Below are 10,807 nucleotides of genomic sequence, written 5' to 3'. Positions count from 1 at the left end.
TCGGAGCAGCGCGGCACGGGCCCTCGCGAAGCGGCACAGGGCGAGGGCGGTGGTCGTCGCCCTACCGGTTCACCTCCGAGGCGGGAAGGCGGTGGATGATCACCATGCTGGCGGCCAGGAGCACGATCGCGGCGATGAAGCCGCTTGCCGCGTTCCCGGTCAGGTCCTTCATCCAGGCGAGCGCGTAGGTGGCGACGAACCCGCCCAGGTTGCCGATCGACGAGATGAGCGCCATGCCCGCCGCGGCGGCGGCCCCCTTGCAGGAAGACGCCGGGCAGGCACCAGAAGACGGGGTAACTGGCGACGATCCCGATGTTGGCCAGGGTGATCGCCAGCGTGACGAGCACGACCGAGGCGTCCGTCACGACGGTCATCGCCAGTCCCGCGACGGCCAGGGCGAACGGCACGATGATGTGCCATCGGCGCTCCTGCGCCCGGTCCGACAGGAACCCGTTCACCAGCAGCGCCACCATGCCGCACGCACTGGGGACGGCGGTCAGCCAGCCGATGGCGCCGGTTCCCCCGCTCCCGCCTCCTGAAGGATGGTCGGCAGCCAGCGGCCGGTAGGCGCCGCCGAGCAGGGCGGCCAGCGCGGTGGCGCCGCCGGCCTCCGCCGGGAGCCGCAGGGCCCGCCACAGCGCGGCCTGGGCGCGGACGATGTCGTCGTCGTCCACGAGGACGACGCGGAAGACGGCTTGCGCGCAGATCCGGTGCACGAGGTCTCCGACGTTGCGCGGCCCCAGCGAGTCGGCGGCGACGGAGTCGACGGTCACGTCCACGGGACCTCCGGCTTCGAGCGCCGCGTGCAGAGCCCGGGAGCCGCGCGGCTCGACCCCCACGACGTCGACCCGGCTGCCGTGCCACCACGAGGCGAGCCCCGAGACGCCCGCCCCTGCGGTGCCGCACGATGACCGGACTGGTCAGGGCGTGTGTGGGGCTGGCCTGTATTTGTAGATTTACCGATCCCTCTGAGCCTCACCGGGAGTCACGGTCACACGTGGACTGGTAGGGGTAGGCCGGGAAATAGGCGGCCCAGTACTCCGGCGTGAGGCCTCCGCCTGCCCGTTGGCAGATCGTCGTGGTCGCGGCCGCCGGGGTGAGGTCGTATCGCTGATAGGGGATGTATCCGGCCGCGACGTAGAGAACGTCGTCGCGCAGGGACATGGCGAAGATCCTGCTGCCAGGAGTGATGATGGGCGCTCCCATGGGCTGCCGGGTTTCGGTGTCCCACAGCTGAACTGCGCCGTTGGCCATCCCGACGGCGAGCACGCGCGCGTCCGGGGAGAAGGCGAGGGCGCTGACGTCTGCGGCCGAGGTCGTAGACGTCAGGGTGCCGAGGTAGCGTCGCACGTTGCCGTCCCACAGGGTGGTCTGCCCGCTCCCCGTGCCAGCGGCGAGGAGGCGTCCGTCGGGACTGAAGGCCAGCGCGCCGGCCAAGCCGATGCTGCTCTCGCGGCGGATCGGCACCCCCTTGGTGACATCGGCGATGTGCCCCTGTGAAGTGACCAACAGCCGCTCGGTGGGATCGATGGCGAGGCGGCCGCTGATGAGGGGCACGGTCGCCGAAAAGCGGTTGTCAGCCGGATCCCAGACGGTGGTCTTGCTGGAGGGGGAGGTATCGTCGCCGTTGGTGATCCTCCCTCCGATCAACAGGCTGTTGCCGATGAAGGCGAGTCCCTTTTCCACTTCCAGGGGTGGCGAGGTCCCGCTGACGCGCCGGCGGTCGAGATCCCACAGCCATGCCCTGGATGGCGAGAGCGGGGAGGCCTCGCTGTAGGCCAGGACCCGGCCGTCGCGTCGGAAGGCGGCGATTGCCAAGCATCCGAACGTGCCTGGGGTGGCTGCGGGGCAGGGCAGTGGCGGTGGGCTGGGCAGGCGCTGCCCGGTGGTGCCATCACGAAGCTCGACTCGGTCGTAGTACGCGATGGCAAGGCGGTGGCCGTCGGGGCTGAAGGTCGCGCTGTTGGCGAATTCGTTTGTCCAGTCGCTGTCGAAGACGGCACTGAGTCGAAGCGTGCGGACGGTGGTCAGCGTCGAGGAGATCGCGCTGTGTAGCATCCCGGCAAGGTAGCGGACTCGGCCGGCCGCTAGGTCGATCTTGAGGTCGGCGGCGAGCTCGCCGCCGAGCGGGTACCGGAACAGTGGCTCTTCGGTCTGGCTGGGCCGCCATACCAGGAGCTCATCGAGGCTGGCCGTGGCCAGATAGGAGCCGTCCTGGCTGAATCCGACTTCGTATACGTCCGGTGCGGCGAGGGCGGGGGCCTCCTTGCCGTCGGGAAGGTGCCACTGCCGGACCTGTCCGTCCTCGGCCAGCAGCAGCCGTTGTCCGTCCGGGTCCAGGAACAGGCGTTCTTCCCGGCACTGCTTGGCCGACAGCGTCGGCGCCCAGGACGCCGTGATCTTGTGGCCGTTGCGCAGGCTCCACAACTGGAGCGGCGCGTCGGGCACGCACAGCGCCATGACCTTGCCGTTCGCGCTGATCGTGGCGTCGGGAGCGTCGAATTCGATGCCCTCCCGCCCTTGCGTGCGTGTCACGGCCACCCCGCGAACTGATTCCCCCTGATGCAGCCCTGACTTCTTTCGGGGGGTGCTCACCTGCAGGATCTTCTGCCGGGTGGCGAGGCCCCACACCCGGACGCGGTAGCGGGAGCCGTCCGCCTGGTAGACGATGACATGCTCTCCGCTGCGGCTGACCTCGACGCCCTGGCTGGCGGTGTCCAACGGCGATGGTTCGTAGTGGCCGGTGACCATGTCCCACAGCGTCACGTCCGAGTCAAAGGCAGGGCGATTCAGGATGGGTAGCCTGCGGGCGTCGCCCATGCCCAAGGCGGTGTCGGGCAGGCGCTTGCCCAGGCCAGGAGCGATGGAGATCGCCCGGTGGCTGTCCAGGTCCCAGCGGGTGATCCCAGAGGCGCCGGCGCTGATGAGTGAGCGGCCGTCGGTGGTCAGCCAGCGCAGGGTGGCCGGGGCGAGGTCGGGGTCGGTGAAGGTGTCCTGCTGGGGCTGGCGGCTCGCGGTCAGCAGGGCGCCGCGGGTCTCGGGGAGGTCGGCCAGGCGCCAGGCGGCGAGGCTGAGCTGCATCGCCAGGCGTGGGTCGGACTGGCGCAGGCTCTCGGCGGTGCCGATCAGCTGACGCGCGTACGCCTCGCGCTGCCGCTTGCTGCTGACGGTGTTCTGCTGCCAGGCCAGGGACGCCGCCACCAGTGCGAGCGTTGCCACGACCGACAGGATCAAGGTGCGCAGTCTGCGTCGGCGGCGTGCGCTGTGGTGGGCGGCTGTGCCGGCTTGCAGGAAGGTCCGCTCTGTGGGGGTGAGTGTGTCGAGGTGCTGGGTGAGGTGTTGGCGGGCGATGGCCAGTTGGAGTCCGCGGTAGAGGGTGCCGGGGTCGCGGGCGTGGTCGTTCCAGGCGGTGGCGGCCTCGGTCAGGCGGCGGTGGACGCGTAGCCGTTCGCGGTCTTCCTCGACCCAGTCGCGCAGGCGGGGCCAGGCGGTCAGCAGCGCCTCATGGGCCAGGTCGGCGGTGTCGTCGTCCAGGGTGATCAGGCGGGCGGCGGCCAGTCGTTCCAGCAGGACCGGGCCGGGGTCGTGCGGGTCGGCCGTGACCAGTTCGGCACGCCGCACCGGGCGGCGGGTGTCCTGCGCGCCAGCCTCGCCCGGCGTGACCAGACGCAGCAGCAGCTCGCGTAACCGCAGCCGCTCGACGGCGGCGAGATCGGTGTAGAGGGTTTCGGCGGTGTGCGCGACGGCGCCGTGAATGCCGCCGGCGGCTTCGTAGTCGGTCAGGGTGAGCGCCTTGCCGTGGTGGCGCCGCCAGGTCTCCAGCAGGGCGTGCGACATCAGCGGCAGCCCACCGGGCTCGCCCGCCACCTCCTCGATGACGGTCGCGGTCAGTTCACGCTGGACGATCAGCCCGGCGGCCGCCGCCGGTCTCCCGCGGCGGCCTGCGCCAGCGTGGCAGCCGAGCACGGCACCCGAGCGGCCATCGCCCGATAGGACAGCCCGCCCGCCTCCCTGCGGAGCTTGCGCAACTCCACGGCGAAGGCGGCCATCGGGCCATCCGCCGGATCGACCGGCCGTTCACGACGCCCCACACGATCCCCCATATCCCCGAATACGGGCAAACCAGCACAACGTACCCAGCCATGTGGACGTGATCAAGTTTTGTCCAGGGGGCGAATCGGGGTTCCAGACAATTCAGCAGCCGCCAAGACTGGCCCCTGCCTGCCGATATCCGCTCGGCGGGCCGGCCATTTCACGACCTGGAACCGCCCAGGCAACAAAACGAGGAGAACTCATGCTGAAAAGGTTCATCCCGGCTGCTGTCGTCGCCGCCTCTCTGGCGGGGCTGGCGTTCGCGTCGCCGGCGAGCGCGGAAGCCCTTTCCTCCTACACGGCGTACGGCTGCGCAGCCGGAGACTTCTGCATGTACTCCACCGAAGTGATCTCGGCAGGCACGAAGATCGGCATCGGCCGGGGCGAAGACTGGTCGTCCAGCGTGGCCAACAGCCCGTACAAGGGCGTCCGATCCTTCTTCAACAACGGCGTGGTCGCCACCTATGACCACGTCCTTGTCTCATACGTCTACTCGAACGGCGCCGCCTACTCGAAGTGCATCCACCGCGCCGAGGACGGCGACCTCGCGGCGGGACACGAGACGGTCGACTCCCCCGTGACCGTCACCCGGATCCAGTGGAGAAGGGAAAACTGCGCCGCGTAGTCCCCATCCGCCGATAGTCCGGCGGAACCGGTCCGGTCCGACGCCACGGAGGCCGTCGGACCGGACCGCCGGGGCCACGCGACCCTGGACCGACCCAACCGGGCCCGGGCCGCCGGCCGGGCTGTCCGGTAGGGGGCCCACTAGCAACGAGGAAATTCCCACGAAGTAGCGCCTGACAGTAACGGAGGAGTTGAGCTCCCGTGGCGGGCTGATGATCACTGCCGCTACGTTCGTTCCGGTTTTGTCCGGTACGGCACATGGAGTGGTGCGTTGTCAGAGAAGAAGTTCTCCGAGGAGGCCCCCCTCGCTCGGGTACGCGTCACCGGCCGCAAAGTTGCGCATGACCGCGCGGAAGGTCCGTGGCGGAGAGTGAAGGGCATCTTGGGACAACGCGAAGGGCGAAACCTGGGGGATCAGCGACACGGGCTCCGCCGGGGTGTGCAAGCTGCCCGCATTCTCTTCGGAACCGCGATGCCGTGAGGGTCCCTTTCGGGTGGACTCATGCGGTTGCACTAGTGCACAGCACGGCATTTTTCGTTGCTGCCGCAGGGGCAGGCATTCCCCTGCGTACGGTGTCCACATGAAGTATCTGGAAGGGCCCTTCGCGCCCGTCGCTGAAGAAGTCACCGCCTACGACCTGCCCGTCACCGGGCGGATCCCGGCCGAGCTCAACGGACGCTACCTGCGCAACGGGCCCAACCCTCTGGGCGTGGAAGACCCCGTTGTGCACCTCTGGGGCATGGGCCAGGGCATGGTGCACGGGGTGCGGCTACGTGACGGCCGGGCCGAGTGGTACCGCAACCGCTTCGTGCGCACACCGGGCTTCGCGCCCATGGTGCACGTGATCGAGCACGCTCAGCGCACCTTCGCCTTGGCGGAGGGTGGCCTGCCGCCCGCCGAGTTGGACGAGGAACTGAACACCGTCCGCGTGTGCGAGCTGGGAGGGACCGAGGAAGGGTTCACGGCGGGGGCGCACTCCAAGCACGACCCGCTCACCGGCGAGCTGCATTCGCTGTCGTACATGCCGGGCCGCGACTTCGTCCAGTACATCGTGACCGACCCCGGGGGGAGTGTCGTCCAGACCACCGCCATCCCCATGACGCGGACGCCGTTCATGCACGACTTCGCGCTCACCGAGGAACACGTGGTGTTGTGGGACACGCCGCTGGGTTTCGACGGGTTCGAGTGCCGGTGGCTGCCGGGGCACCCGACGCGCGTGGGGGTCATGCCGCGGACCGGTGGTGACGTGCGCTGGCTGGACATCGACCCGATCCATGTCAGCCACACGCTCAACGCCTACGACGACGGCGACGCGATCGTGGTCGACCTGGTCACGGCCGAGGGACCGTTCGATCCCGCCGACCCCGGAGCGATCCGGCCCACGCTGGACCGCTGGACGATCACACCGGACAAGATCCACCAGCGGCGCGTCGACGACCGGCCGCAGGACTTCCCGCGGGTGAACGAGGCACGTACCACCCGCCCACACCGATATGGCTACTCGGCCGCGACAGCCCTGTACGGGATCCCCTTCGCGCCCCAGGGCATGCCGCCGGACCACGCCTTCACCAACGCCCTGGTCAAGCACGACCTGAAACGAGGGACGAACGAAGTACACGGGTTCGGCAGGGACGAGGCGGTCGGAGAGGCCGTGTTCGCCGCCGCGGGGCAAGGCGAGGACGAGGGGTACCTGCTCACGTACGTGCACAATCCTCGCCGAAACGCCAGCGACCTGGTGATCCTCTCGGCCCAGGACTTCACCGGCGAGCCCGTCGCGCGCGTCCAGCTCCCGGTCAGGGTGCCGCTCGGTCTGCACGGCAACTGGCTGCCTGACCGCTGAGACGTGGCAGCATGGCCGTCGTGAACGATCCGCAACCGCCGTACCTCCGGATCGTCGCCGACATCGAGCGGCGCATCGCCGACGGAGAGTTGCAGCCCGGCGCTCCCGTTCCGACCACCAGGGCGATCATGCGCGAATGGGGCGTCGCCATGGCGACGGCCACCAAGGCGCTGGCCGCGCTCAAGCAGGCCGGCGCCATCGAGTCGGTGTCTCGGGTCGGCGCCGTGGTCGCTCCGCGGAGGCTGCCCTCACGTTCAGCCGGGAGTCTCGGACGCGACCGCGTCGTCCGCGTCGCCATGGAGATCGCCGACGCCGACGGCCTGGCCGCACTGTCCATGCGGGCGGTCGCGGCCAAGCTCGGCGTCGCCACCATGGCCCTCTACCGGCACCTCGACGCCAAGGCCGAGCTCACCCAGCTGATCGCCGACGCCGCGTTCGCCGAGATCGAATATCCGGCGCCACCGCCGGGATGGCGTTCCCACCTGCGGGTGGCCGCTCAGCTGCAGTGGGCGGCCTACCAGCGCCATCCCTGGCTGCCACGGCTCGTGTCCATCACCCGGCCGGCCACACTGCCCGGGCAGCTCGCGTACGGGGTATGGACCCTGCGCGCGCTCGACGGCCTCGGCCTGGACCCGATCACCCGCGTGCACGTCTACGGCACGATCGTGAACTACGTCCGGGGGACGGCGATCAACATCGAGAGCGAGGCCATCGCCGAACTGGACACGGGCATGACCAGCAAGCAGTGGGGCCAGGCCAAGCTGTCCGTCGACGGGCCGCTGATCGCCCAGGTCGCGGAGCCGGGCGCGGAGCTCGACCTGGAATCACTGTTCACCTTCGGCCTCGAACGCCTGCTGGACGGCCTGGCCACCGTGATCGCACCCCGGGAGATCCGCCGGTGACCGGGCCTTCACCGTCCGCCGGTGACCGGGCCTTCACCAGAGTCGGCACGTCGATTGGACGCCGGAGCGGCCCAGTGGCACCGCGGTCTCGACCACGTCCCTCGGCGACCTGATCGCCTTCGCCGCCCTCCTTCACCAGGTGGGCCGTCCGCCACGACCTGCCGGACGCCAACCCGATGGACTGTCCCCCCACATCGTGGCGAGGTCGTCGGCGGACATCGGCGCGGCGGCCTGGGCCCCGGCGGCAGCGGGCGTGGTCAGCAGCCCCGTCATGAGGAGGGCGGCCGAGCGGGGCCCAAGGTGCAACCCCCGCGGAAACATCGGCGGGCCCGTCATACGGGGACCGGCCGCGGGGGGCGCTGGGCAGCCCGTCAGCGAGCGGTCTTCCCGTCGCAGAACACCTCCTTGAGGAGCCTTTCCACCACCTTCGGGTACATCGCTGCCGGATCGGCCGTGGCGTCCCCGGTGGTGAGCGAGGCGGTCAGGGTCTTCCTGCCGTCGGGCGAGCTGTACATCAGCGCGCCGTAGCCCGCCGGAGGGCTGCCGTTGTGCTGGTAGACGATGCCGCCGCAGTTCGGCCCGAGGTCCTGCACCCACAGCCCGAGGCCGTAGCCGAGTTTGCCGTACGGCTTGCGCATCTCGGCCAGCAGCGGGGCCGGCAGGAGCTTGCCGCCCATCAGCGCGGAGACGAACGTCTGGAGATCGCGGGTGGTCGAGATGAGTGCCCCGGCGCCGGCCAGCAGCGAGAGGTTCTGGCGGGAGACGTCGACCACCTTCCACTGGCCGTCCTCCTGGTAGCGGAGGTAGCCGTGGGCGTGCGGTCCGGGGATCTGCGTACGGTCACCCGGCACCACGGTGCTCCGCATCCCGAGCGGGCGCAGGATCCGCCGCTGCATCTCCTCGGAGTAGGAGCGTGCGGTGACCTTCTCGATCAGCAGCAGGGCCAGCGTGTAGTTGGTGTTGGCGTACCTCTGGTCCGTCCCCGGCTCGAAACGGGGTTTCTTGGACAGCGCCAGCCGTACCAGTTCCTCAGGCTGATAGCTGTGGAACCGGTTGGCCAGCCATTCCTTGCCTTGGCCGGGGACTCCCGGCTCCCATTTCCCGTCGGCGTCGAAGTCACCGGTGTAGTTGAACAGCCCGGTGGTGTGGCGCAGCATCATCCGTACGGTGATCCGCGGGTCCAGCCCGAGGTCGGGCAGGTGGTCGGCCACCGGGTCGTCCAGCCCGATCTTGTTTTCGGCCACCAGTTGCAGCACCAGGGTGGCGGTGAGGGTCTTGTTGACGCTGCCCGTCCAGAAGCGACCGTTCGTGGGGGGTTTGGCGGTCTGGCCGAGCTTGCGCACCCCGGCGCTGCCGGTCCATTCGCCTCGCTCGTCGCGTACGCGCAGCTGTATTCCGGCCAGGCCTGCATCGGCAAGGTCTTGGAGGGCTTTCTGCAGTTGCGGGCGGTCCTGTCCGGTGGCGGCGCTCTGTACGGGCCGGCTGTCCGCGGCGGCCGTCACGGGCGTGACCGCCCCGGCCAGCAGTGTGGCCGCCAGCAGTGTGGCCGCCGTGCGGCGGGACGCCCGCGCTGCCTGGGAGGTGTTCTTCACCACGTGCGGTGATGTGGCCATGAGAGTTCCTCACATCGCGATAGTACGTGTTTCGTGCAATGCGAAAGCTACGTTGCATTCGTAACAACGTCAATCACGAAAGTGGTATTTACGCAGATAGAAAGCCGTAAATTGATGCAATGACGCTGCACGCAAATGCAAGGCAGCGTTGCAATGAATGCCGACGAAGGCAATACTGGCGCCATGCCAGGAGGACGATTGACCCAGCAGGACCGCGAGCGCATCGCGGCCGGACTCGCCGACGGGCTCTCCTATGGCGAGATCGCCAGGCGGCTCGGCCGGCCGAGCTCGACGATCACCCGGGAGCTCGCACGCAACGGCGGCCCCGGCGGCTATCGGCCCCAGCAGGCGCACCAGGCGACGACCCGGCGGGCCCGGCGCGGCACACCGGCCCCTCCGCGCGCGGCCGGATCGCCGGGCGGCGCGATGGAGGCGGAGCTGGTCGAGCTGGCGGTCAGGACGGGGCTGCCGAGGATGTGCGCGCGCGTCCACATCGACCTGCTGCTGTCCGAGGACGGCAGGCGCACCGCGGCCGAACTGGCCCACCGGCTGCAGATCAGTCCGGCCACCGTCTCCGTGGCCGTGAAGTTCCTGGTCGAGCTGGGGTTCGTGCGGCGCGAGCGCGACCCGCGGCGGCGACGCGACATCTACGTGGTCGACGACGACGCCTGGTACCACTCGATCGTGACCGGCAGGCGCCAGACGCTTGAGACGGTGCAGGCCAGCAAGGCGGCGGCCGAGACCTACGGGCAAGACAGCCCGGTACGGCAGCGACTGACCAAAGCGGCGGAGTTCTTGGAGCGAGTCAGTCTCGACATGATCGAGTCGGCAGACCGCTGGCGCAACCTCCTGACATGAACACCTCTCACTCGCGTCCCCCCAGGCCGGCCCCGGCCTGACGCTTCACACCGTTCCGATCGGCAAGCCGGTCCTGCGCCACGCCCTCGGCACGTAACTTGTTCGCGATCTGCGCGTTCGACAGCCGCGCCGCCACCGCCGCCAGCACCTCGCCCTCGCGCTGGGACACCTTTGCGATCATTCGGACATCATCACGTACGTGTGAACGTCACGGATGCCTCAGTGGCGAATCAGTGGAGACCACGGATGTCGGCCAACTGCCACATGAAGCATTCTGATCACGCAAGCGACGAACACGAACACGAGGGAAACGACATGGACAAGGTCATCTCGCAGGACGGCACCACGATCGCCTACGACCGGATCGGGCAAGGCCCGGCGGTGATCCTCATCGGCGCCGGCCCCAACGACCGATCCGCGACCGCCCCCCTGGCCGAGCTGCTGGCCAAGGACCTGACCGTCTACAACTACGACCGGCGCGGCCGCGGCGACAGCGGTGACACCGCCCCCTACGCGGCGGACCGCGAATACGAGGACATCGAGGCCATCATCGCCGCGGCGGGCGGGTCGGCACACCTGTACGGCACCTCCGGCGGCGGCATCATCGCCCTGGAAGCCGCCGCCCGCGGACTCGCCGTCGACAAGCTGGCGGTGTGGGAGGTCCCCTACATCCTGCCCGGCACCCGCACACCAGTACCGGCCGACTACCGCGAGCAGCTCGTGGCACTGCTGGCCGAGGGCCGCCGGGGCGACATGTGCGAGCTGTTCCTCACCGCCGCGGTCGGCATCCCGGCCGAGTTCGTGGCCCCGATGCGCGACTTCCCGGGCTGGCCGGCGATGGAGGCCGTGGCCCACACCCTCATCTACGACGCCACCA

11 protein-coding genes and 1 pseudogene are annotated in these 10,807 nt (G+C 69.5%); 6 read left to right on the top strand and 6 right to left on the bottom strand.

Annotated elements, in window-relative coordinates; all coding sequences use genetic code 11:
* Window positions 1–61: 61 nt before the first annotated feature.
* Entirely contained in the window at window positions 62–235 is a 174-nt protein-coding gene (locus ACIHAD_RS19675) for a hypothetical protein (RefSeq protein ID WP_397355919.1), read from the bottom strand.
* Window positions 236–336: 101 nt separating this feature from the next.
* Here ACIHAD_RS19675 and ACIHAD_RS19670 point away from each other — a divergent pair, with 101 nt between their 5' ends.
* Complete coding sequence (locus tag ACIHAD_RS19670; RefSeq protein ID WP_397355918.1) at window positions 337–567, top strand: hypothetical protein; 231 nt, start codon at window positions 337–339, stop codon at window positions 565–567.
* 23 nt (window positions 568–590) lie between these two features.
* Here the strand turns inward: ACIHAD_RS19670 and ACIHAD_RS19665 are convergent.
* The 3 genes and pseudogenes from ACIHAD_RS19665 to ACIHAD_RS19655 form a co-directional block, all read right to left on the bottom strand.
* A pseudogene (locus ACIHAD_RS19665) lies at window positions 591–896 on the bottom strand (pyridoxal-phosphate dependent enzyme); the annotation flags it as partial.
* A gap of 79 nt (window positions 897–975) precedes the next feature.
* Window positions 976–3,966, bottom strand: a complete 2,991-nt coding sequence (locus ACIHAD_RS19660) for a WD40 repeat domain-containing protein (RefSeq protein ID WP_397355917.1) — start codon at window positions 3,964–3,966, stop codon at window positions 976–978.
* Complete coding sequence (locus tag ACIHAD_RS19655) at window positions 3,906–4,091, bottom strand: helix-turn-helix domain-containing protein (protein ID WP_397355916.1); 186 nt, start codon at window positions 4,089–4,091, stop codon at window positions 3,906–3,908. The genes ACIHAD_RS19660 and ACIHAD_RS19655 overlap by 61 nt, the downstream gene beginning before the upstream one ends.
* 203 nt (window positions 4,092–4,294) lie before the next feature.
* On the opposite strand from ACIHAD_RS19655, the gene ACIHAD_RS19650 reads away from it, so the two are divergent.
* From ACIHAD_RS19650 to ACIHAD_RS19640, 3 genes are all read left to right on the top strand, one after another.
* On the top strand, window positions 4,295–4,717 hold the full coding sequence (locus ACIHAD_RS19650; RefSeq protein WP_397355915.1) for a hypothetical protein: 423 nt from the start codon (window positions 4,295–4,297) through the stop codon (window positions 4,715–4,717).
* 580 nt (window positions 4,718–5,297) lie between these two features.
* Window positions 5,298–6,557, top strand: a complete 1,260-nt coding sequence (locus ACIHAD_RS19645; protein WP_397355914.1) for a carotenoid oxygenase family protein — start codon at window positions 5,298–5,300, stop codon at window positions 6,555–6,557.
* A gap of 11 nt (window positions 6,558–6,568) precedes the next feature.
* Window positions 6,569–7,459, top strand: a complete 891-nt coding sequence (locus ACIHAD_RS19640; protein WP_397355913.1) for a GntR family transcriptional regulator — start codon at window positions 6,569–6,571, stop codon at window positions 7,457–7,459.
* Window positions 7,460–7,830: 371 nt separating this feature from the next.
* On the opposite strand, the gene ACIHAD_RS19635 is transcribed toward ACIHAD_RS19640, so the two are convergent.
* Complete coding sequence (locus ACIHAD_RS19635; protein ID WP_397355912.1) at window positions 7,831–9,072, bottom strand: serine hydrolase domain-containing protein; 1,242 nt, start codon at window positions 9,070–9,072, stop codon at window positions 7,831–7,833.
* A gap of 198 nt (window positions 9,073–9,270) precedes the next feature.
* Between ACIHAD_RS19635 and ACIHAD_RS19630 the strand changes: the two genes are divergently transcribed.
* Window positions 9,271–9,930: a helix-turn-helix domain-containing protein gene (locus tag ACIHAD_RS19630; protein WP_397355911.1), complete on the top strand. Its 660-nt coding sequence runs from the start codon at window positions 9,271–9,273 to the stop codon at window positions 9,928–9,930.
* A 7-nt stretch (window positions 9,931–9,937) separates the two neighbouring features.
* Here ACIHAD_RS19630 and ACIHAD_RS19625 read toward each other — a convergent pair whose 3' ends face one another.
* The gene (locus tag ACIHAD_RS19625; protein ID WP_397355910.1) at window positions 9,938–10,111 is read right to left on the bottom strand and encodes a hypothetical protein; all 174 of its coding nucleotides are present in this window, start codon (window positions 10,109–10,111) and stop codon (window positions 9,938–9,940) included.
* 134 nt (window positions 10,112–10,245) lie between these two features.
* Between ACIHAD_RS19625 and ACIHAD_RS19620 the strand changes: the two genes are divergently transcribed.
* Window positions 10,246–10,807, top strand: a 562-nt coding sequence (locus ACIHAD_RS19620) for an alpha/beta fold hydrolase (RefSeq protein WP_397355909.1), incomplete at its 3' end; no start/stop codon positions are given.

The sequence above is a fragment of the Nonomuraea sp. NPDC052265 genome, assembly GCF_044547985.1.
Classification (GTDB): Bacteria; Actinomycetota; Actinomycetes; order Streptosporangiales; family Streptosporangiaceae; genus Nonomuraea.
This window is presented reverse-complemented; position numbering and strand designations above follow the sequence as displayed.

Bases quoted from the DNA above. Each gene is read 5' to 3' on its own strand.
- ACIHAD_RS19675 (WP_397355919.1), bottom strand. From the start codon at position 235: ATGGCGCTCATCTCGTCGATCGGCAACCTGGGCGGGTTCGTCGCCACC.
- ACIHAD_RS19650 (WP_397355915.1), top strand. From the start codon at position 4,295: ATGCTGAAAAGGTTCATCCCGGCTGCTGTCGTCGCCGCCTCTCTGGCG.
- ACIHAD_RS19645 (WP_397355914.1), top strand. From the start codon at position 5,298: ATGAAGTATCTGGAAGGGCCCTTCGCGCCCGTCGCTGAAGAAGTCACC.
- ACIHAD_RS19640 (WP_397355913.1), top strand. From the start codon at position 6,569: ATGGCCGTCGTGAACGATCCGCAACCGCCGTACCTCCGGATCGTCGCC.
- ACIHAD_RS19635 (WP_397355912.1), bottom strand. From the start codon at position 9,072: ATGGCCACATCACCGCACGTGGTGAAGAACACCTCCCAGGCAGCGCGG.
- ACIHAD_RS19625 (WP_397355910.1), bottom strand. From the start codon at position 10,111: ATGATCGCAAAGGTGTCCCAGCGCGAGGGCGAGGTGCTGGCGGCGGTG.